Annotated in this window: 26 protein-coding genes, 5 tRNA genes and 1 pseudogene; 14 read left to right on the top strand and 18 right to left on the bottom strand. The window is 66.5% G+C overall.

Translation table 11 applies throughout. From position 1 onward, the window contains the following. Window position 1 precedes the first annotated feature (1 nt). Genes ACIBK2_RS10980 through ACIBK2_RS10970 form a run of 3 tightly spaced genes read right to left on the bottom strand, consistent with a single transcriptional unit; the run spans window position 2 to window position 1808 of the window. Window positions 2–193, bottom strand: coding sequence for a DUF3046 domain-containing protein (locus ACIBK2_RS10980; protein WP_396965988.1), 192 nt, complete (start codon window positions 191–193; stop codon window positions 2–4). 45 nt (window positions 194–238) lie between these two features. After that, window positions 239–643, bottom strand: coding sequence for a hypothetical protein (locus tag ACIBK2_RS10975; protein ID WP_396965986.1), 405 nt, complete (start codon window positions 641–643; stop codon window positions 239–241). Window position 644: 1 nt separating this feature from the next. Next, window positions 645–1808 carry a glycosyltransferase gene (locus tag ACIBK2_RS10970; protein ID WP_396965984.1) on the bottom strand — a complete coding sequence of 388 codons (1164 nt, stop codon included), beginning with the start codon at window positions 1806–1808 and terminating at the stop codon, window positions 645–647. 142 nt (window positions 1809–1950) lie between these two features. Here ACIBK2_RS10970 and ACIBK2_RS10965 point away from each other — a divergent pair, with 142 nt between their 5' ends. After that, window positions 1951–2532 carry an HD domain-containing protein gene (locus ACIBK2_RS10965; RefSeq protein ID WP_396965982.1) on the top strand — a complete coding sequence of 194 codons (582 nt, stop codon included), beginning with the start codon at window positions 1951–1953 and terminating at the stop codon, window positions 2530–2532. Between the two features lie 70 nt (window positions 2533–2602). On the opposite strand, the gene ACIBK2_RS10960 is transcribed toward ACIBK2_RS10965, so the two are convergent. The 3 genes from ACIBK2_RS10960 to ACIBK2_RS10950 form a co-directional block, all read right to left on the bottom strand. Then, on the bottom strand, window positions 2603–3334 hold the full coding sequence (locus ACIBK2_RS10960; RefSeq protein ID WP_396965980.1) for a PIG-L deacetylase family protein: 732 nt from the start codon (window positions 3332–3334) through the stop codon (window positions 2603–2605). 190 nt (window positions 3335–3524) lie between these two features. Beyond that, window positions 3525–3695 (bottom strand): hypothetical protein, encoded by a 171-nt coding sequence (locus ACIBK2_RS10955; RefSeq protein WP_040737037.1) that lies wholly within the window; start codon window positions 3693–3695, stop codon window positions 3525–3527. A gap of 131 nt (window positions 3696–3826) precedes the next feature. Next, window positions 3827–4762 (bottom strand): LysR family transcriptional regulator, encoded by a 936-nt coding sequence (locus ACIBK2_RS10950; RefSeq protein ID WP_396965978.1) that lies wholly within the window; start codon window positions 4760–4762, stop codon window positions 3827–3829. A gap of 99 nt (window positions 4763–4861) precedes the next feature. On the opposite strand from ACIBK2_RS10950, the gene ACIBK2_RS10945 reads away from it, so the two are divergent. Together ACIBK2_RS10945 and ACIBK2_RS10940 are read left to right on the top strand one after the other, a co-directional pair. Beyond that, complete coding sequence (locus ACIBK2_RS10945) at window positions 4862–5362, top strand: cupin domain-containing protein (protein WP_396965976.1); 501 nt, start codon at window positions 4862–4864, stop codon at window positions 5360–5362. Continuing rightward, entirely contained in the window at window positions 5359–6270 is a 912-nt protein-coding gene (locus tag ACIBK2_RS10940) for a BTAD domain-containing putative transcriptional regulator (protein WP_396965974.1), read from the top strand. Before ACIBK2_RS10945 ends, ACIBK2_RS10940 begins: the two co-directional genes overlap by 4 nt. A gap of 72 nt (window positions 6271–6342) precedes the next feature. Here ACIBK2_RS10940 and ACIBK2_RS10935 read toward each other — a convergent pair whose 3' ends face one another. After that, entirely contained in the window at window positions 6343–7092 is a 750-nt protein-coding gene (locus ACIBK2_RS10935) for a DUF2382 domain-containing protein (RefSeq protein ID WP_396965972.1), read from the bottom strand. A 37-nt stretch (window positions 7093–7129) separates the two neighbouring features. Then, complete coding sequence (locus ACIBK2_RS10930; RefSeq protein WP_396965970.1) at window positions 7130–7297, bottom strand: hypothetical protein; 168 nt, start codon at window positions 7295–7297, stop codon at window positions 7130–7132. A 383-nt stretch (window positions 7298–7680) separates the two neighbouring features. On the opposite strand from ACIBK2_RS10930, the gene ACIBK2_RS10925 reads away from it, so the two are divergent. Next, complete coding sequence (locus tag ACIBK2_RS10925) at window positions 7681–7875, top strand: hypothetical protein (RefSeq protein ID WP_150405801.1); 195 nt, start codon at window positions 7681–7683, stop codon at window positions 7873–7875. A 574-nt stretch (window positions 7876–8449) separates the two neighbouring features. Here ACIBK2_RS10925 and ACIBK2_RS10920 read toward each other — a convergent pair. The 5 genes from ACIBK2_RS10920 to pgsA all read right to left on the bottom strand — a co-directional run bounded on the left by ACIBK2_RS10920 (window position 8450) and on the right by pgsA (window position 12292). Beyond that, the gene (locus ACIBK2_RS10920; protein WP_396965967.1) at window positions 8450–9325 is read right to left on the bottom strand and encodes a hypothetical protein; all 876 of its coding nucleotides are present in this window, start codon (window positions 9323–9325) and stop codon (window positions 8450–8452) included. Window positions 9326–9461: 136 nt separating this feature from the next. Beyond that, window positions 9462–10292 carry a PspA/IM30 family protein gene (locus ACIBK2_RS10915; protein WP_357378723.1) on the bottom strand — a complete coding sequence of 277 codons (831 nt, stop codon included), beginning with the start codon at window positions 10290–10292 and terminating at the stop codon, window positions 9462–9464. A gap of 200 nt (window positions 10293–10492) precedes the next feature. Further along, window positions 10493–10972 (bottom strand): helix-turn-helix domain-containing protein, encoded by a 480-nt coding sequence (locus ACIBK2_RS10910; RefSeq protein WP_396965965.1) that lies wholly within the window; start codon window positions 10970–10972, stop codon window positions 10493–10495. 115 nt (window positions 10973–11087) lie between these two features. After that, on the bottom strand, window positions 11088–11636 hold the full coding sequence (locus ACIBK2_RS10905; protein WP_396965963.1) for a CinA family protein: 549 nt from the start codon (window positions 11634–11636) through the stop codon (window positions 11088–11090). Further along, window positions 11633–12292: a CDP-diacylglycerol--glycerol-3-phosphate 3-phosphatidyltransferase gene (gene pgsA / locus ACIBK2_RS10900; protein WP_379284495.1), complete on the bottom strand. Its 660-nt coding sequence runs from the start codon at window positions 12290–12292 to the stop codon at window positions 11633–11635. The genes ACIBK2_RS10905 and pgsA overlap by 4 nt, the downstream gene beginning before the upstream one ends. Before the next feature lie 155 nt (window positions 12293–12447). Between pgsA and ACIBK2_RS10895 the strand changes: the two genes are divergently transcribed. The 3 genes from ACIBK2_RS10895 (at window position 12448) to ACIBK2_RS10885 (ending at window position 14019) form a co-directional block, all read left to right on the top strand. Next, entirely contained in the window at window positions 12448–13014 is a 567-nt protein-coding gene (locus ACIBK2_RS10895) for an amino-acid N-acetyltransferase (RefSeq protein ID WP_396965961.1), read from the top strand. Between the two features lie 19 nt (window positions 13015–13033). Then, window positions 13034–13318: a YciI family protein gene (locus ACIBK2_RS10890; RefSeq protein WP_396965959.1), complete on the top strand. Its 285-nt coding sequence runs from the start codon at window positions 13034–13036 to the stop codon at window positions 13316–13318. A gap of 161 nt (window positions 13319–13479) precedes the next feature. Then, a complete protein-coding gene (locus ACIBK2_RS10885) occupies window positions 13480–14019 on the top strand; it encodes a hypothetical protein (RefSeq protein ID WP_396965957.1) in 540 nt (179 codons plus the stop codon). A 16-nt stretch (window positions 14020–14035) separates the two neighbouring features. Here the strand turns inward: ACIBK2_RS10885 and ACIBK2_RS10880 are convergent, their stop codons facing one another. Next, window positions 14036–15007, bottom strand: a complete 972-nt coding sequence (locus tag ACIBK2_RS10880; protein WP_396965955.1) for a TerC family protein — start codon at window positions 15005–15007, stop codon at window positions 14036–14038. A gap of 133 nt (window positions 15008–15140) precedes the next feature. Between ACIBK2_RS10880 and ACIBK2_RS10875 the strand changes: the two genes are divergently transcribed. From ACIBK2_RS10875 to ACIBK2_RS10845, 7 genes are all read left to right on the top strand, one after another. Beyond that, on the top strand, window positions 15141–15965 hold the full coding sequence (locus ACIBK2_RS10875; RefSeq protein ID WP_396965953.1) for a class I SAM-dependent methyltransferase: 825 nt from the start codon (window positions 15141–15143) through the stop codon (window positions 15963–15965). A gap of 81 nt (window positions 15966–16046) precedes the next feature. Beyond that, window positions 16047–16670, top strand: coding sequence for a hypothetical protein (locus ACIBK2_RS10870; protein WP_396965951.1), 624 nt, complete (start codon window positions 16047–16049; stop codon window positions 16668–16670). Window positions 16671–16942: 272 nt separating this feature from the next. After that, a tRNA-Trp gene (locus ACIBK2_RS10865) sits at window positions 16943–17016 on the top strand. Window positions 17017–17042: 26 nt separating this feature from the next. Next, window positions 17043–17124, top strand: a tRNA-Tyr gene (locus ACIBK2_RS10860). Between the two features lie 12 nt (window positions 17125–17136). Further along, a tRNA-Arg gene (locus ACIBK2_RS10855) sits at window positions 17137–17208 on the top strand. 10 nt (window positions 17209–17218) lie between these two features. Beyond that, window positions 17219–17292 (top strand) — tRNA-Leu (locus tag ACIBK2_RS10850). Window positions 17293–17315: 23 nt separating this feature from the next. After that, window positions 17316–17391 (top strand) — tRNA-Arg (locus tag ACIBK2_RS10845). A 748-nt stretch (window positions 17392–18139) separates the two neighbouring features. Here ACIBK2_RS10845 and ACIBK2_RS10840 read toward each other — a convergent pair. The 4 genes and pseudogenes from ACIBK2_RS10840 to ACIBK2_RS10825 all read right to left on the bottom strand — a co-directional run bounded on the left by ACIBK2_RS10840 (window position 18140) and on the right by ACIBK2_RS10825 (window position 20077). Then, a complete protein-coding gene (locus ACIBK2_RS10840) occupies window positions 18140–18460 on the bottom strand; it encodes a hypothetical protein (RefSeq protein WP_396967249.1) in 321 nt (106 codons plus the stop codon). Between the two features lie 17 nt (window positions 18461–18477). Beyond that, complete coding sequence (locus ACIBK2_RS10835) at window positions 18478–18771, bottom strand: hypothetical protein (protein ID WP_396967247.1); 294 nt, start codon at window positions 18769–18771, stop codon at window positions 18478–18480. 19 nt (window positions 18772–18790) lie between these two features. Further along, window positions 18791–19243: pseudogene (locus tag ACIBK2_RS10830) on the bottom strand (glycine--tRNA ligase subunit beta); the annotation flags it as partial. A gap of 33 nt (window positions 19244–19276) precedes the next feature. After that, window positions 19277–20077 carry an alpha/beta hydrolase family protein gene (locus ACIBK2_RS10825; protein ID WP_396965949.1) on the bottom strand — a complete coding sequence of 267 codons (801 nt, stop codon included), beginning with the start codon at window positions 20075–20077 and terminating at the stop codon, window positions 19277–19279. Window positions 20078–20146 lie beyond the last annotated feature (69 nt).

Below are 20146 nucleotides of genomic sequence, written 5' to 3'. Positions count from 1 at the left end.
CTCACCACCGCCCGCGCGGCACGTCGAACTCCGTGCAGAGTGCCCGCCAGACATCGCGCGGATCAACCCCGGCCTCGATGGCAGCGGAGCCTGTCCGCCCCAACGACGGGATCACGTGATCGGCCAGCAAGGCATCGCCGCGGGCCGACCCGAATTCGGTATGCAACAGCTCCTGGAACTCCGTCAATCGCACCGTGCCCAAGATACCCGCGCCGACCCGCGACCCCCACCTGCCCCGTTACTCGCCGACGGTGGCGGCGCGGAGCAGCTCCTGGATGACTTCCCAGCTGTTCCACTGGATGGGAGTTCCGCGACTGGCGTAGTGGCCGTTGGTGTTCTCGAGCTGACTCAGCAACGCGGCGAGGTAGTCCGGGATCGAACGGTTGTCCCAGTTCGCCGGTGGGCCATCCGACCAGTCGTCGAGCAGGGCGCGGACGGTTGCGGCCAGCCGCTCCTCTTGCCGGATGGCCGGAGCCGACGGACATCCGGGGACACCGCAGTCCTCGTCCGGATCCCCATCGCTGAACGCGTCGTGCTCGAATTCATAGTGGAAGCAGACGTAGTGCATCTGCTCGAATACGTCGTAGTGGCTGCGGTTTACGCGAACAGGTCGCTTGCATCGACGGCACTCGAGGTCGGCCATGCTAACTCGCGCGGACGGTGTCGAGGACCTGGTGACAGAGCTGGATCGGGTCGGCGACGTCCGCGGCCGTCGACGCTGCCGCCTTCGCGGCGGCGGCGAAGCGCGGAGTGGCCAGGATTTCGAGGACGGCGGCGCGGACGGCCGCCGGGGTCAGCGGGCGGACGAGGAGTGAACTTCCTTGGCGGACTGCCCTATTGGCGAGCTCCCATTGGTCACCGCCGCCAGGGATGGTGACGACAGGAACGGCGGCCGACAGGGATTTGGCGAGCAAGCCGTGACCACCGCCACCGACGACTACCGAAGCGTGCGTGAGAAGTTCGTCCTGGCGGCCCAAACCCGCTGTCGCCCAAGGTGGCAGCTCGGCCGGTGGAGTGTCGAGGGTCGAGATCGCCACGCGCACATCGGCGCCCGCGAGTGCGTCGAGGACCGTCTCCACCATGCCGGTCACGCCGGTGTGGGCGGTAGAGGGGGCGACCATCACCAAGGGGGCGTCACCCGGCGGCGGTGCCAGGATCGAGTCGGTGGGTTCCCAGAAGAGCGGGCCGATGACGTGCGCGTTCTCGGGCCAGTCGGGTCGCGGAACCTCCAGAGCAGGGAGGGTGGCGATCAAACGAGCGGCGGGGCCCGGGTCGGTCGCGGGCAGGCCGACACCCTCGCGGGCATGTTCACGCTGACGCAGACCGTTGCGGATATCGCGGGCGGTCATGGTGCGCAACACGTTGTCCCGCATCCGCCCGCGCAGCCCTTCGCCAGGAGCGAGACCACTTCCGATGGGCGGCAAGGCTTTCGACGGTAGGTACAGCGGGTGCGGGGACAGCTCGACCCACGGGACACCGAGACGTTCCGCGGCCAAACCGCCACCGGCGGTGAGCACATCGGAAACGACCAGTTCCGGCAGCATGGCGCCGAGGTCGGGCAGGATCTCGGTGGAAATGTGCGCAGCGCGCTCGTGGATGCGCTGGCCCGCGTCGGTATCGTCGTCGGCCGGCCGCGGGGCCAGACCCTTCAGGCGACGGACGCCGATTCCGGCCTCTCGTGCGGCATCGAACCAGCGCGGGGCCGTGAACAGCACCGGCTCGTCACCGGCGGCCAGGAAACGCAAGCACAACGCGATGGCGGGAAACGCATGCCCGGGATCGGGTCCCGCGACTACGGCTACTCGCATCCGCATAGCGTGCCACACCGGCTTCCGGCCTGGTGGCATCCGTGTCCCGCGTCTTCACCTGCTCGACAACAGAACTTCACGTGACCTCCGCCGCGGACGACGCTATGGTCTAGACCAATTAGTGTCGGAGAGTGGAGCGATCGTGCTGGTGTCCACGGTGGACGAATTGATGGTGTTGCTGGCCAACGGCGAGGACGTGTGGGACATGCCGGACCGCAGTGGCGATCCGGTCGACATCCTCGACCACGATCGGCAGTGCGCGGAATTGCTGCGGCAGCGGTTTCCGCGGGATGAGCAGCTGCAGGTCGCCGGGCTGGTGCATGACATCGGTCATCAGTTGGTCCCCGGTGATGATGCGGGTCACGGCAGGCATGGCGCGAACGCCATCCGCGAGTTGCTCGGCGCGCGCGTTGCCCGCTTGGTCGAGCTGCACGTGGTCGCGAAACGCTATCTGGCGGCAACGGATTCGGCGCACACCGAGAGACTGTCCCCCTCCAGTCAGCGCACCTTGATCGCTCAGGGTGGTCCGATGAACGCCGCCGAAATCGCCGAGTTCGAGGCCGACCCGGACTTCGACGCCGCCCTCGCCCTGCGCCGCGCCGATGACGCGGGCAAGGTCGTCGGCCTCACCGTCGCTCCCCTCGACTCGTGGATTCCGGTCATCAAGCGCGTCGCCACACAACGGCCGCTCGACCAAGATCATGGGGAACTGGTGTCGGAGTAACGCGAGGCCACCTTCACCAGTTCCCCCGCACCGTTAGCGACTCGACGGTTCAGCTGGGCGCCAACGGATCTCAGCTGAAGTAGTAGAGCTCGAAGCCGACGGCATGCTCGGCCGGGAAGCCTTCGATCGGGCCGGTTGCCCTCTCGACGATGGCGCGAACCTGCTCTTCCACCGGTTCCGAACTGAGCACCTCCAGATAGCGGCGGTGCTCGGCCAAGGACGCCCTGGCCTGATCGATGTTCGCGGAGACGTCGACGGCGTGAGTTACCTTGGGGCCCATCACCGCTCCCCACCGCGGCGACCACGGCGCGTCGGTGAGCTCGGGGAAGATCCACTCGTTACCCGCGTCGGAGATAGCGTCCAGCGCCGCGCGGCCGACGGCGCGGTGATCGGCGCTGTTGGCGTAGCCGGGGGCCCAGATGTCGCCGAAGTTGAAGAGCACCACCAGTTCTGGTTGATGGCGACGGATCGCGGCAGCCAGGTCGCGACGCAGCTGCAGGGATTCCTCGACCCGCCCGTCGGGATAGCCGAGGAAATCCACCTGGTGCACGCCAACGGCTTTGGCGGAGGCGATCTCCTCGGCCTCACGCACCGGCCCGGATTCCGCGGGCGGCAGACCGGCGATCCCCGCCTCGCCGCTGGTCACCAGAACGTAGCGAATGTCCTTGCCCTGTCCCGTCCAACGGGCCACGGCCGCGGCGGCACCGTACTCGATGTCATCGGGATGCGCGACGATCACCAATCCGCGCTGCCAATCCTCCGAAAGCCGCTCTACCAACTGCCTGCCTCTCTGTCCTGCCATTTCGCTTGTTCAGGCAAGACTAAGGGGCCGTGCGCTTTCCCCTCATCGGGGAGCGCACGGCCCCTGGTCGGACGGTTCGCGACTTCGCTCGCGCCTCCCGGTGGCATCCCGGCCACACCTGGATCCGTCCGACTACCGCCCACCCGGCCCCGCAGCGCTACCCGGCGCGCGGAGGCTCCGCGGGCGGAAGCTACAGCTTGCTGACCGAGGAGTCCGAGCCCGACACCGCCTTGTACAGCAGGTACAGCCCGAACACGATGGCGCTGATCACCAGGATCGGGAACAGGCCCTTGATCAGCGCACCGATGATGGCCAGCGCGATCCAGACGACCGCGACGACACCGATAATCTTCCACAACATTTGCCAGCCTCCGAGAGTCTCTGCGAACCGCTCTCCCACGATCCGACAGGTTCCACTCTGACAGCTGAGCGACGAGAAATCACCAGGTCAGCAGCGATATCCGGGTGAAGATCAGGGTGAACCCTGACTGCCTACCCGCCGTGAGTAGTACCCGGCGACTCGGTCACCGCACCCTCGGCGGCCAGTTCGGCGCCGACCTTCATCGCAGTCCGAATGAACGCCGCCACCAGCGGCCGAGTGTCACCCGTGCGGCAGGCGACGGCCAGCACCGCGGGCGCGACATCGACCAATGGCCGGGTGATCACACCGGACCAGGGGAAGAAGCGGGAGACAGAGGCGACCGAGACCGCGACCGCCTGGCCACTACCCACCGCGGCCAGTAGGTCTTCCAGCGTGGCCACCTCGGCGCCGATGATCGCCGGGCCGTCGCGATACTCGGCCAGTGTCATGAACTCGCGCGCCGCGAGATCGCGGTTGTCGGTCCACCACGCGAACGGCTGGACGGCCAGATCCGCGGGCAGGACCGCGGTGTCGGCGGCGAACGGATGATCAGCGGGGAGCAGGGCGATCCGCTCCTCCGACAGCAGCGGCGTCACGTCCAAGCCGTCCGGGGCGGGCAGCCAGATCAGCCCGACATCCGAGGCGCCGGCCAGCACGCCCGCGCTCGAATCGTCGAATTCGACCTTGCCGACGGTCACCGCGACGTGCGGATACTCGGCCGAGAAGGCGCGCAACACGCGGGGCGTGATGTCCAGGCCGGTGACGCCGCGAATACCGACGATCAGCTCGGTGCGCTCGCCGGATTCGGTGTCGCGGGTGTCGGCGATCGCCGCGCCGACGGTGTCCAGGATGTCGGGCACCCTGGCCAGCAGCGTCCGGCCCGCGTCGGTGAGCGTGACCTGGCGGCTGTTGCGTTGGAAAAGGGTCGCGCCGATGCGGGTTTCGAGCTGCTTGATCTGATTGCTCAGCGCCTGCTGGGTCAGGTGCAGCCGCGCCGCCGCCCGGGTGAAATTCAGCTCGGTGGCCAGTGCGTGGAAAGCACGCAGGTGCCGCAGTTCCACATCCACAACTCCGGATTGTAGATCCGACAGCCGATCGGTGTTTCCCTTCTCGGCCCGCCGGATCGAGCATGGTGCACAGCGAGTCATCGAATCGAGGAGCTTCACTTGCCAGAACAGCGTCACGAACTCGGGCCGCATCAACCGATCGCCGAATGGGCGTTCGGGTGCCTGATGATCTGGCATCAGCGCGCCGAAACCACCGGCGGGGTGCTCTCGCTGGCCGAGGTCGTGCTGCCGAAGGGTGACGAGCCGCCGGTTCATCTGCATTCGCGGGAGGACGAACTGTGCTTCGTCCTCGACGGTGAGTTGACCGTGCACCGCGGGCTGGCGCGGATCCAGGCCGGACCCGGTACCTCGGTGTGGCTGCCGCGCGGTATTCCGCACGGGTTCGCGGTGCATACCGCGACGGCTCGGGTGCTGCACCACTACACCCCGGCGGGTGTGGAGCGGGCACATCGCGCGTTCGGGACCACCGCCACCGAACTCGTGCTGCCGCCTGCCGGAACCCGACGGCCCTCGGACGCGGAGGTCGAGGCCGAATTCGCGCACTACGGGGTCACGCTCGTCGGCCCCGCACCATCGAACCACCGGGAGGAGCGAAAATGACCGTGCCGCAAGGCATTGTCTACTCGACCCGCGCACCCGACCCCGGGTACGCGCAGGTGCGCATCCTCGGGCCGGTGTCGGTCACCGACGGGGCGGGGACGATCGGGGTCGACCGTCCGCTGGAACGGGCGGTGCTGGTCCGACTGGCGCTCGCGGGCGGGGTGCCTGTCCCCGACCGGCGACTTGCCGCCGACCTGTGGGGTGACGGTGAATTGTCGCGTCCCGTCGAACGATTGCGCGTTGTCGTGTCGAGGTTGCGGACGGCGTTGGGCGCGCACGGCGGGACAGTCCTGCGCACTCCGGCGGGCTACCGGACGACAATGGTCGTCGGCGACCTGCTCGCCGCCGAAGCCACCGCGGACCGACTGCAGGCCGCGCAACGCGCCGGTCGGTACGCCGAGGTCGGCGCGGCCGCCGACCAGGCGCGCCGACTCTGGCGCGGACCCGCGCTGGCCGACCTGCTGTGGGCGCCGTACGCGGCGGTGGAAGCCGCGCGGCTGGACGCGTGGCGGCTGGAACTGACCGTCACCGGATTGGAAGCCGCGCTGCGACTCGGCTCCGGCCTCGAATGCCTCAGGGAAATGAGCATTTTGGCGGGCGAACACCCATTGCACGAGCCGCTCGCCCGGCTGCACGCACTGGCCCTCTACCGGGCGGGCAGACAGGTCGACGCACTCGATCGCCTGCGCGTTGTGCGGCTGACCCTCGCCGAGCAATTCGGCGCCGCCCTCGCCCCGGAAACCGTCGACCTCGAGGTCCGCATCCTCCGCCACGATCCGACCTTGCATCCCGCTCGGCCCACTGTAAAACCAAGCGGCCCAGCATATTCGACCGTTCAGCGAATCACCCGATACCGCGACGTAGCAACACTCGCGCATCGCTTCCGACGACCGGAGCCAGGATTCTGACCGGTGACAGATTTCTGGGTGAGGATCAGGTTGGCCCGATCCTCACCCAGTGATATCAATCGAGGGACTGAGCTACTTGCGGCGCGGGTTGTGGCGGTCGTTGTCTACGCCCTCGGTCTCGATCCGCTCCTTGCGAACCGTTTCGGACACGGTCTGCTCGTCTTGGACCTGGTCGACCGCGAGGCGGACGCGCTCGACCGGCACGGTTTCCTTCTGCACGGTGACGCGCTCCTCGTGCAGCGTGACCTCGGCTTCCTGCTCACCGATGTCGGTGCGACCTACTCGCGAGCGGTCGGTGATCGGCTCGCGCTCGATCCGGACCTCTTCGCGGGTGGTCGGCACGGTGACGGTCTGCTCCTCGGTCACCACGTACTTGTGCAGGCGCGCGTGACCGACTTCCTCGTTTTGCTTGTTGACCGCCAGACGCTCCTCGGAACGCACCATGCCCTGGTCATCGGGTCGGCGACCGCCGCGCATCTGCTGCTTGCCGCCCATTTCCATGCCGGCCCGGTTCGGGTCGATGTGGTAGTGGTCGAACAGTTCGCGCTCGGCTTCGGGGCTGATCAGACCGTCGTGCTCGAGATGCGGCGCGGTCTTCACCTCCTCCTTCTCGACGCGCACCTGCAGGGCCTCCGGGTCGTGCCGCAGCTGTGCGCCGGCCAGCGGGACCAGCGAGTCACCGCTGAACATGCCGGTGGTCACCGACACCCAGGTCGGTGCGCCGGAGGTGTTGTCGACGTAGATCCGCTTGACCTTGCCGATCTTGTCGCCCTCCGGGGAGTACACCGCGCTTCCGATGAGTTCTTCCAGCATTCCGGTCATGATTCGATTCCTCCGCGTTGCGTTCGATGAGAGTGCTTCAGGCACTTGCCTTGTGCTCGGACTGGTCGAGATCCTCGGCGATTCGCTGCGCTTGCCGCGAGCGTCGGACCGGATCATCGACGTTGCCCCAGGCCAGGTATCTGCTGATATCCAGCCGCTGCGTGTCCTGGTCGATCGCGGATTTTCGGTAGGCAATATCAAGCATCTGACTGCTCCTGCCCTTTGTAGTGAATGTTCCCGATCCCTGAGACGGAATCCGGCCGATCAGCTACATGCAGGCAACTACCCGGCGTGCTCGGCACCAAACGCCCGGTCGGCGAAATCGGCCTGCGACCGGGTGATGTGTCGCCGACGAGCGGTAGGGCCCGGGCAAAGTTGGTGTTCCGGTCGGACCCGTCGCCTATTACGCTTCGCGAAAGGCTTGGGTTTTGCGCTCTCCCGGCCGCGCGGTCGGTCAGTGTACGGTTGTACTCTGATCTTGCGCGCAGCTTTCCGGATAGCCGCAGTCAGGAAGGGATGGTCGGCTCATGTACACACCATGTTCGGCACACACTCATTCACTGAATCCCACGTGACGGTCGGTGCCTGATGGAAAACGAACTCGCACAGGAACTCGCCGCGGCGGCCCGTCGCCACGGCGGAGCGATCGCCGGCATCGTCGGCGGCGCCGCCCGCAAAGCCTCCTGGGAGGTGCTCGACCTGATGGCCGAGGGCCGCGAACTGGTGAATGCCGCGCTGCGCGCCCGGGCCGAAGAACTGCGACGCAAGGACACGCTGCGCTGATCCGGTAGCGCGCGGTTCGCGGACGCCGTGCCTTGTCGACTGTTCGACGGATACACCGGTGTCCGTCGAACAACGACGATGAAGCAATGAGCGAGGCCTCGCCGACACCCGAGTACTCGGTACCGTGGTGTCCCCATCCGTGCACCCCACTGCACAACATCGCCCCCGGCCACCCGACGAGCCAGCACCCGGACCTGCCGACACCGCAAAAGTCCGCGCCACGGTACCTGACGAATCAGTACCCAGGCCCGCCATACGCAGCACCACAACGCTCAACTGAGCCACACACCGAAACCACCACTGCCGCAGCATTTCTCGTGCTACTGGCCGCCTTCCTCGCACTCCCAGTTCTCATCCTGCTGCTGGCGCGTCGACTGAGGCGTCGAACGTAATCACCTACCCCACCCAGACCTGGCTCGACCGCGCCGATCCCGAAGCTGAAGACGCCGAACAGGCGGAAGTGGTTGATGTGGTGCGGTTTTCAGCAGTGCGCGGAACCCAGACGCGTGTCACTCAGAGCTGACAGTCCGACGGCGATGCCTGCCTGATCGGCGACCTCAGTAGGCGGTGACGCTCAGTGCTGCCCCGGCTGCCCGAGCGGCACCTGCTGGTCGGCGACCTCGGTGAGGGCCTGGGCCCAGCCGTCCAGGCGGTCGGCGGCGTGCCGTAGGTCGGCGACGATCGCATCGAAATTGTGTCGTAGCACGGCACTTTCGGGGACTGCGAGGATGCGGCCTGCGGCCGCGACGACCTGCTCGTATTCCTCGACACCGGTATCGAGGCGGCCGAGGGCGAACTGGAGGTTATCGGTGAGGCCCACTGCCACAGGGGATTTGGTGCGGCCCATGGCGCCGAGGGCCTGTTCCATGGCGGTGATGTCGGCGGCGAGGGCGTGCAGGGCGGCGGAGCCGGAGTCCGCCGTTTCGAGCATGTCGGTGAGTTCGTCGTCGGGCAGGCGGTTGCCGCGGGCGATCTGGGCGCCGAGGCCGTGCAGGGCTCGTTCGGCGCGGACCAGTCGCGCGATTGGTCCGCGGGCACGAGACCACAGGGGTGGTTGTTTGCGCGGGATGAACGTGGCCTGCGGCAGCGGGGTGTTGCGCAGCCGCAGATAACGGCGGGCACTGAGCGCGGTGCCGGTGACGAGTGCGACCGCGCCGCCACCGATTACGACAACGATCCAGGCGGGCGCGGTGAGAACCACGAGCCCGACGGCTCCCGCAGTGGTGATGCCGGAGGCGGTGCCGAGTTGGAAGCTACGGCGGCGGGCTCGGCGCCGACGGCGCAGTTCCCGCTCGCGTGGGTCGGCCCAGCGGCGCACGGTGACCAGTGCGTGCTCGCCGACCTCGCGCAGACTGTCGGGCAGGCTTCCCGGTTGTGGAGCCAGCGCGGCTTGCGCCCGCACGATCGCCGCATCGCGCCTGCGGCCCGGAAGCGCCTTATCCCGAGTCATGCCATCTCTCCCACTGGTAGCGCGGATCGGACCAGCACGGTCCCGACGCGGCCGACGGCCGGCCCGCCGGGTACCCGTGCAGTGCTTGCCAGTGAACCACCTACCACCGACAAAGTCCTCGCCGTGCGGCCAACCGTTACTGCTGTGCGGCCTGGCCCTTGTTCATCTGCGGCTGCGCCGGATTGGCCTGGGCCGGTGCGGGATTGACGGCGGGCTGCGCCGCGCCACCCGCGGGCAGCTGATCGCCGCGCATCGACGCACGGATCTGCTCGAGCTTGCTGTGCCCGGCCATCTGGATGCTGGCCTGCTGCACCTCCAGCATGCGGCCCTGCACGGTGTTCTGCGCGAGCTCGGCGGAACCGAGCGCGTTGGCGTAGCGGCGCTCGATCTTCTCGCGCACCGCGTCCAGGCTCGGGGTGCTGCCCGGCGCCGACAGCGTCGAATCCATCTGCTGCAGCGACGCGGAGACCTGCTCCTGCATCTTGGCCTGCTCCAGCTGGCTGAGCAGCTTGGTGCGCTCGGCGACCTTCTGCTGCAACAGCATCGCGTTCTGCTCGACGGCCTTCTTGGCCTGGGTGGCCGCCTGCAGCGACTGGTCGTGCAGCACCTTGAGGTCCTCGACCGACTGCTCGGCGGTGACCAGCTGTGCGGCGAACGCCTCGGCGGCGTTGGTGTACTGGATTGCCTTCTCGGTGTCGCCGGCGTTCGCCGCCTGGTCGGCCAGCGTGACCGCCTGGCGCGCGTTGGCATTGAGCTTCTCGACCTCGTCGAGCTGCCGGTTCAGCTTCATTTCCAGCTGACGCTGGTTGCCGATGACCGATGCGGCCTGCTGTGAAAGGGCCTGATGCTGGCGCTGAGCTTCCTCGATAGCCTGCTGAATCTGGACCTTCGGATCCGCGTGCTCCTCGATCTTCGAATCGAAGAGGGCCATCAGGTATTTCCAGGCCTTGACGAACGGATTAGCCATCGATTGATCCCGCCTCCATCTGACGTGCCGCGCCCTCGACGCGGCTCCAGTGCGCGACCGTCACGCACTCGATATGTGCCTATCCTCCACCATGCGGCCGTTGGGCCGGGTATACCCGGCCCAACCGACGCCTAGTGAGAATCTATCCGCTTCGGGCGCCGGTCCGCAGCGTTGCCGCGGCAGCCACCTTTTGCTAGGTGTCACATGCCCTTCACCAGGACCAGCATGTCGGCCTTGGGTGCGGGAATGACGATTCGGGTGTCCATGGCCAGCGGCAGCGGACGTCCGCCCGTGCCGGCCACCGACAGACTGGCACTCGCGGGTGCGAGCGCGGGCTCGGCGGCGGGTGCGTCCGCGGCAGGCGCGGCCTCGGCGGCGGTGGACTGCTCCGCGTCGACCGGCAACGGCGCGGCCGCGGCATCGGCCGGGGTACGCGTTGGCAGGCCGTCGGCACCGGCCATGATCGTGCTCACATCCCAGAGCACCCGGGACAGCGGCACATCGAGGGCCGCGCAAATGGCGGCCAGTAACTCACTGGAGGCTTCTTTGCGGCCCCGCTCGACCTCGGAGAGATAGCCCAGGCTCACGCGCGCCGAGGTGGACACCTCGCGCAGGGTCCGGCTCTGGGCGAGACGAGCACGCCGCAGACTGTCCCCGATGGCCTCTCGCAGCAGCGTCATCTCGTTCTCCTTCGCTCCCTGTCAGGGGACCTGCATGACACTCACGAGTGCCACGCACGCCGTTCTTTCTGGCACAACGTCGGACAAGGGGCGGTTGGTTCCCGCCCAGCGGAAATCACTCGCCTTGCCCGCCCTGCCCGGCCGGACTCGGGTCCGGCCGTCGTACACATCGCAGCAACTCACGCACGGCGATGTGCGTCGCACTGATCCTGATCGTCCACCGGTCCCCGAGGAGTTTCAACCGCATCACCTCGGTGTGCCCCGGACCGGCCAGACCGAGGAAGACGGTGCCCACCGCATGCCCATCCTGAGAGTCGGGCCCGGCGACACCGGTCAGCGCTACTCCCCAGTCTGCCCCGCAATTGGTTCGAGCGCCGACCGCAAGCTGTTCGGCGGTGCTGGCGGCGACCGGACCTTCCGTCTTCAGTACTTCGTCGCTGACGCCGCCGAGGCTGTGTTTGAGGTCTGTGGCGTACACCACGAGGCCGCCGCGCAGCACCGCGCTGGCACCGGGCACACCGGCGATGGTCGCGGATAACAGCCCGGCGGTGAGGGATTCGGCGGTGGCGACGGTCTGGCCCGCCGCGGTCAGCGCGTGCACCAGGTCGGCGGCGGGCACGTCCACCAGCAACGGGTCGGTCGACACCGCGGCGGTCACCGTCATGCGCCGCGCGTTCGGCCCGGCCCGCCCGCGAACCACACCCGCAGTGCCTGGCCGACGTAGTCGAGGCCGGTGAGCACGGTGAGCGCGACGGCCACATACATCAACACCATGCCCGCCGAGGCGAGCCAGCCGCCCAGCGGCAGCAGCAGCACCGCGATGGCGAGGGACTGCACAAGGGTTTTCAGCTTGCCGCCGCGGCCGGCGGGAATCACGCCGCGGCGCACCACGGCCAGGCGCAGCAGCGTCACGCCGATCTCGCGGCCGCAGATGACCAGGGTGATCCACCAGGCCAGGTCGCCGAGCACGGACAAACCGATCACCGCGGAACCGATCAGCGCCTTGTCCGCGATGGGATCGGCGAGCTTGCCGAAGTCGGTGACCAGGCCGTATTTGCGTGCGAGTTGCCCGTCGAATCGATCGGTGATCGCGGCGATGCCGAACAGCGCGGCCGCGACGATCCGCCAGACCGGCTCGTGCCCGCCGTCGACGAACAGCGCGACCACGAACAGCGGGACCAGCGCGATGCGCAGCATGGTCAGGATGTTCGCGATATTCATCAGCGGCACGACGGGTTCGGCGTGCGGCGCGACGATGCCGGAGCGGATCGGACTGGCCGCGGACCAGCGTCGCTCTATCTCTTCCGGCTGGGCACTCATGAACACTCCAGACAACGCATGGCATGACGATGACCGGCGCCTACCCGGCGCACGTCATGCCGGACCCGCTGCCCGGCATTATGCGGTGAGCGGGACGACTGGATGTGTGGCACACGTTCAGCCTATCGGTAACCCACCCGACTACTCTGCACCCCATGAACTCTCGGGGACCACTAGGTGGTTCGACCAGCGACGCGCATCCCAGCGTGCCTAATGGCGCGCACAGCACCGCACTGGTTGTCCGACGCGCGCGAACCTCCGACGTGCCCGAGATCAAACGCCTCGTCGATGTCTACGCCGGCCGGATACTGCTGGAAAAGAACCTGGTCACGCTGTATGAAGCGGTGCAGGAATTCTGGGTCGCCGAGCTCGACGGCCGGGTGGTCGGCTGCGGTGCGCTGCATGTGCTGTGGGCCGATCTCGGTGAGGTGCGCACGGTCGCGGTGCATCCGGATGTCAAGGGCAGTGGCGTCGGCCGGATCGTGGTGGAGCATTTGATCGCGGTGGCCCGCGAGCTCGAGCTGCGGCGGGTGTTCGTGCTGACCTTCGAGGTGGATTTCTTCGCGCGGCACGGGTTCGCGGAAATCGAGGGGACGCCGGTGACGGCCGAGGTGTACGCGGAGATGTGCCGGTCTTACGACACCGGTGTCGCCGAGTTCCTGGACCTGAGCTACGTCAAGCCCAACACCCTCGGTAATACTCGGATGCTGCTTACTCTCTGACATAGGAAGCGATTTCCCCGTGCCGATCTTCGCTGTTCACTACACCTACTCCGAGGCCACGGTCGCGGGCCGGGACACCCATCGCCCCGCGCACCGCGGCTGGCTCGCCGATCAGCTCGCGGCGGGCGCCCTGCTGACCAGCGGGCCGTACCCGGACGGGTCCGGCGCATTGCTGCTGTTCCAGGCCGCGGACGTCGAGGCGTTGCACGCGCTGCTCGCGGTGGATCCCTTCGCCAAGGAGCAGCTGATCGATGACGTTCGCGTCGTCGAATGGCTGCCGGTGCTCGGCGCTTTCGCGTCCTGAAACGTGCCACCCGCTCGCCCGTCCTGATTCCCCTTTTACCGGTTCTTCCTGCGGGGAATCAGGCGGCGAGCCCGGGTAGTTAGTCGAAGTCAGCTAACTTGCGGCGACACACCGTGCGTGATACGGACATACCCCCTATGCCACACGGCAGACTCGCGGCCATGCGCACATACGTAGCGGTTTTCGCGTCGACGGCTGCCACCGCTGGCCTGTTGTACGCGTACCTGGGCGTACCGGACAAATCGGACCCAGCAACTTCCTCTTCGGCCCGTCCGCTGACCCAGCCCGGTATGGCCGACCCGGTGCTGTACCGGAACGCCGACGGCTATTACTTCCAGACGGCGGACCGTCAGATCACCTGCGGCATCCTCGATCAGCCGACGGGCCAGCCCCGACGCACCGCGGGTTGTCAGGGCGCGACCGGCCCCGCGCCGCCGCACATGCAGAAATGCTGGAGCACCGATCCGACGGCCGCCGCGGTCGCGGTCGGCGAGGACGCCGGATACCTCTGTGTGAACCAGGGTTTCTACACGGGGCCTGCGGGCGAGTTCGGCACCGGCATCGGACCGGTGCTGCCCGCCGGATCCACCCTGCGCGCGCACGGATTCACCTGTCGGGCCGAGACTTTCAGCGTCATCTGCAGCAACGACGAAGACGGGCACGGGTTCGAGATCGCACCGGACAACAACCGGGTGTTCTGAATTCTGGCGCCCCGCATCAGTCCTTGCGGGTGCGCAGCAGGCTGGCGACCGTCGCGATGATCAAGATGCCGAGGATCACTCCGAGCGATACTCCAGTGGAGATTTCCGGCACGCTGACATGCTCGCCGCCATTGATGAACGGCAATGTGTTCTCGTGCAACGCGTGCAGCACCAGCTTCACGCCGATGAACGCGAGGATCGCCGACAGACCGTAGGACAGGTAGACCAGACGATCGAGGAGTCCACCGATCAAGAAGTACAACTGCCGTAAACCCATGAGCGCGAACGCGTTTGCGGTGAATACCAGGTACGGCTCGTTCGTCAGACCGTAGATCGCCGGGATCGAATCCAGGGCGAACAGCAGGTCGGCGAAGCCGATCGCCAGCAAGGCGAGCAGCAGCGGGGTCACCACGCGACGTCCGTCGACGCGGGTGATCAGCTTGTCGCCGTCGTAGCTGTCGGTGGTCGGCAGCAGCCGTTTGGCCAGCGCGACGACTCGACTGTCGCGCTTCTCCTCGTGCTCGGCCTCGTGGCCGCTCTCCTTGATCAGCTTGGCCGCCGTGTAGATCAGGAAGGCGCCGAAGAGATAGAACACCCAGCTGAACGCGTTGATCGCGGCCGCGCCGACGGCGATGAACGCGCCGCGCATCACCAGCGCGATCACGATGCCGATCAGCAGCGCCTTCTGCTGGTACATCCGCGGCACCGCGAAGGTGGACATGATGATGAGGAAGACGAACAGGTTGTCCACCGAGAGCGCCTTCTCGGTGACGAAGCCCGCGTAGTACTCCCCCGCGAACGTCGAACCCCACTGCCAGGCGACGAAACCGCCGAAGGCCAGGGCGATTCCGATATAGACGGCGGACCAGAAGCCGGACTCGCGGAAGGTCGGTTCGTGCGGGGTGCGGACGTGGGCGAAGAAGTCGAAGACGAACAAGCCGAGGATCACCACGATGGTGATCACCCACTCGACAGCGGTTACCTGCATGCGGTGCGTCGATCGATAACGAAGGTCATGGCGTTCATCATGCCCGATTTGTCCGTTCTTGTCGGCTAGCGGGGTGGTTGCTGACCATAATTTCACATGCGTTCACTGCGGCGTCCATGCCACAGTGGCGACCGTGACCGACGACTACCGCCACCTCAACCGGGCCAACTGGGACGAGCGCGCACCCGTGCACGCCGCGTCACGCGACTACGCGGTGCACCGATTCCTCGCGGAACCGGACTTTCTCAGCGAGGTGGTGCGGTTCGATCAGCCGCTGCTCGGCGACATCAGCGGGCTGCGCGGGGTGCACCTGCAATGCCACATCGGCACCGACACGCTCTCGCTCGCCCGGCTCGGTGCCACCATGACCGGGCTGGACTTCTCACCCGCCTCGCTGGAGCAAGCCCGGTCGCTCGCCGAAAAGACCGATGCGCGTATCGATTTCGTCGAGTCGGACGTTTACGACGCGGTATCCGCGCTCGGCGCCGCACAATTCGACCTGGTGTACACCGGAATCGGTGCACTGTGCTGGCTTCCGAGCGTCGAACGCTGGGCGCGGACCGTCGCCGAACTGCTGCGACCCGGCGGGCGGCTGTTCATCCGGGAGGGTCATCCGGTGCTGTGGGCCACCGACGAAACCCACACGGACCGACTGGTTCTCGGTTACCCGTACTTCGAAATGCCGGAGCCGACGGTGTTTTCCGACGGCGGCACCTACGTCGAGACCGACGCCGAGTTCGAACAAACGACGACCCACGAATGGAACCATGGGTTCGGCGATCTGGTGACCGCGCTGCTGACCGCGGGCCTGTCGATCACCGGGCTGGTCGAGCATCGGAGTGTGCCGTGGGAGGCGTTGCCCGGGCAGATGACGCTCGGGGACGGTGGCGAGTGGCATCTCACCGCACATCCGGAGCGGTTGCCGCTCAGCTACACCTTGCAGGCGCGCAAGAACTGATCGCCACCTGGGGCGATGGCGGCGACACGCCCAACGGCGCGTCCTGACCGAAAGCTCGCGGGCGCACGACAGAATGCCGTCATGCAAATCCGAGGAGCTCGTATCGCCGTGGTGCCGTGCGCCGTCGCGCTGGCGTTGCTGGCCGGGTGTGGCAATGACGACAAGGGTTCGGCCACACCGACGTCCACCTCGGCGGTGCCGAGTTCGGCCGTGGCCAGCTCCGCCGCGCCGAGCTCCTCCGCAGCACCGATAACCTCCTCGGCCGCCACCGCGACGCGGCCGCCGGTGTCCGGTCCGGTCGATCCGGCGCAGTACCGGCAGCAGATGGGGTACTACTTCCAGTCGCCGAGTGGGTCGTTCCTGTGCGCGATCCTCGATCAGCCGATCGACGACAACGCTCAGGTCGGCTGTCAGGGGCCCACCGCGCCCGCGCCCGCGGAGTTCAAGGACTGCTGGAGCAAGAATCCACAGGCGAGCGCGCTCACCGTCGGCGTGCACTCGGGGGCACGGTGCTTGAACCAGGGCGTGTTCGTCGGCGCGCCGATCGATGGCGGCAATCGTGGCGGCGGTCGGGTGCTGCCGTACGGCGGGGTGCTGACCGTCGGACCGTTCACCTGTGACTCCGCCGAGGCCGGGGTGACCTGCACAAACGACAGCACCGGCGCCGGGTTCAAGATCGCGCGGGAAACCAACCGAACCTTCTGAACCCCGAAATTCAGTTCCCATCTGGAAATTCGGATGTTAACGTCGGTACCACAGAAGGCACACCCCACCAGGAAGGCGAAGACGATGACCGGGATCCAGCAGCGACAGTGGTCGCGTACTGGTGCCTGGCGGTCGCGCGCCAATGCCGTGCTATCGACGGTCAGCTATCGACGGCTGAACGTCCGGAGCGGCCCCTGACCCGTGTCTTTCACAGACCCGAGCAAGGGGTCACTCCGCGGCGAACGCCAAGGGGTGACCCCTTTTTCGTGTATACGGCCGTAGCTCAACTCCGAAGAGCAGCGACCTCCAAAGCCGCCGGTTGTGGGTTCGAGTCCCGCCGTCCGTGCTCGACAACTTCATAGCGACGATCACGGCAGCATGCCCGAGCGGTCGAAGGGGCCTGACTGTAAATCAGGTGTATTCACCACCGGAGGTTCGAATCCTCCTGCTGCCACCCGAGTTTCAGATCCGTGTAGCTCAGTGGAAGAGCGGCACCCTCCGAAGGTGCAGGCCGGTGGTTCGACTCCACCCACGGATACGAAACCCGATCCCTCGTAGCCCAATCGGTAGAGGCACCGGACCTAGATTCCGGGAGGTGCGAGTTCGAATCTCGCCGAGGGAACCCCGCTCGCGCAAGCGAGCAACGCGTTCGTAGCTCAACGGAGAGAGCACCTGGTTACGAGCCAGGGGGTTGGAGGTTCGAATCCTTCCGAGCGCACCACTTCCTGCCGAATCATGCTCAACCGCAACGCGGTCGATCCCGGGCAGCTGGTCGGCAGACACAGCGGTCAGCGACCCATTCGGCACCGCGCACCACATACGACCCCCGTAGCGACTGGAATCTAACAGTGTGAAGGCTATGGAGGACGGAGACCTGCTCCCCGCCAAGGCTGCCTGAGGTTCTGCGCTGCTCAAGTCCATCCGAGCACAGCCTTCTAATGTGGAGGCGAATTGGCATGAGGTCGTTTGCACGAGAACGCATCCTTTCGACCAGGCGAGGTTGCGTGCATCAATGCACTGGCATGTCATCACCCGGATTTCGCCCCCACTCCCCCGGCGCTATTTCGGGCTACTCCGTGCGCGTCGAGCCGACGTGCGAGTGTTGGTGGAGGAATCGACCTCCGGATCATCCCGCGTGCGCGGGGGAGCACGGGTTGTTTCCAGCACCGGCTGATCGCCTTGTCGGATCATCCCCGCGTGCGCGGGGAGCACTCCCCCCAGCAACCACCGGCGATACCAGCGCTCGGATCATCCCCGCGTGCGCGGGGAGCACCTGAGTCCCGAACAGCTCTCGACCCTGTCTTCGGGATCATCCCCGCGTGCGCGGGGAGCACTTGTCACCCACTGCCACGTAGTGGCGGTTCTCGGATCATCCCCGCGCGCGGGGGGAGCACGTGATCAGGCGGCCTTGCAGCTTGTGGCCGACCGGATCATCCCCGCGTGCGCGGGGAGCACACTTCTTGACCTCGCTATTCTCGACGCAATCCACGATTTCTCGTTCGGTTTGCTTCGCGCTCCTTCGACGCCACCGAAATCCACTCGAAGCCGTAGACCACGCTCAGGCCAAGCCTCGCGGAGCGCAGCGCGGGCTCGTCGGCTATGACGAGTAAGTCGTCGAAGAAGGCTCGCAGGGCTTGTGCCAGCGGTGTGGCGGTTTCGCCCCATTCCGGCAGTGGTTGGTCTTGGGCATGGTCGAGGCGGGCGATCACCCCGGTCAACTGCTGCTCGGCTGGTTCGCTGAGTCGGGTCGGGTCGTAGTCGGCTGGTGTATCTGGTGGCAGGATCCGCACGATCCGCTGCAGTCCTTCTACGAGTGCGGCGAACTGCGGGCCGTGGATGCTGCGAGCTTGCTCGATCTCGTCTCGCAACCGGTCCGCGCGCCGGGGATTGTCCTCAGCGAACCGGACTGCGTCGATAAGGGGCCGGGTGTGTTCTCGTCGCGGAGACGCTGCTGGTAGCGGGTCTTCAACAGTTCCTCGGCGGTGTCGAGGACGTTGTCGGCGACCGTGATTCCCTGATCTCGCAGCGCCTGGGCTGCGGCATCCAATCCGTCTCGGTAGGTGATTGTTTCGAGTTCGGGGTGTGCGCGCAGGATGCGCACGATGCCGAGCGCGGCGCAGTCCGTAGGGGTCGGAGGTTCCGGTGAGCTTGGCTCCGATAGCGAGCATTGCCACGAGGAGATCGAACCGGGCGGCCAGCGCGAGCAGCGCCCCGGGCAGCGTCGCTGGAATCCGGTCGGTGTGGTGTCGAGGCAGCTCGGTTTCGAGGAGTGCTTCAGCGACAGGGGTGGGTTCGCCTGCTTTGCAGGCGTATTCGCGGGCCATGGTGCCGGCCAGTGAGGTCATCTCGATGACCATTTGGGTGGCCAAGTCGAATTTGACCAGCTGTCCCGCCCGCGCCTGCCTCGCGGAGTCGTTGGCGGACAAGGTGATTGGGTTGGCCAACTCGCGACTGGCAGTAGCGATGCGGTTGGCGCGGTCGGCCATGGAGCCCAGGCGTTGTTCGAAGGTGAGTGCGGTGAGGCGAGCGCGGAATTCTTGCGGTGAAGTGTGCAGGTCGGTGTTCCATGTCACCCAGATGGGTGGGCGCGTACAGATCGGCGACCCTCACGCCACCACCGAGGAATGCTCGGACAACCAGTCGACCGTCACCTCGATCGCCTCATCCTCACGTTCTCGGGAGTCGAATCCATGATCCGAACCGACCACCGTGTGCAACGTCGTATCCGGACGGGACCGCGCGAACTCCGCGGCGATGTCGTACGACACCGACTCGTCACGGTCACCGTGCACCACAAGCGCCGTCGCCTGGCTGGCAAGGAGGTCATCGAGCGGCCGGTATCGCGCGAACTCCAGAAAGAGAACTCTTCCCAGCCTGAACTCCCCATCAACTAGCAGAAAACCCTTGTCCTGCAATATTTTCTGTTGATCAGGGCCGAAATTTTCTCTCCCCCAAGCCAGCTCCGGCGCCAGGAAAGTGTGGGACAGATCCAGCACCGGATTCCACAACACCAGACGGTGCAACCCACCCAACCATGACAGCGACAACGCCACGGACACAGCACCGAAACTGGCTGCCACGATCGACAATCGCTGTCCGGGGAACTGATCGTCCACTGCGGCCAGAGCGGCCTGCAGATCCAGGCACTCGCCCGCGATCGTCATCCCTTCCGGGGTACCACCGCTCGACCCATGCCCTCGGAACGAGAACCTCACGACATTGAATCCCGAGGCCACCAACAGATCAGCCAACCGGACAAACATGCCCCCGCCCTCATCCATGTCCACCGTGATGCCATGCACCAGCAGCACCACACCTCTCGAAGGCGCAACAGGGGCGTGATGTACGGCGGCATCCAAAAGGATCCCGTCTATCGAGGTCGGGCCTTGACCCCAGGTAGTGGACACGCTTGATCTTGGTCTCAGACCAGGGAAAGCGAGAAGATCTACCCGATGTCCAAGAACTACAACGAAGAG

The organism is Nocardia sp. NPDC050175, from assembly GCF_044459885.1.
Classification (GTDB): domain Bacteria; phylum Actinomycetota; class Actinomycetes; order Mycobacteriales; family Mycobacteriaceae; genus Nocardia.
This window is presented reverse-complemented; position numbering and strand designations above follow the sequence as displayed.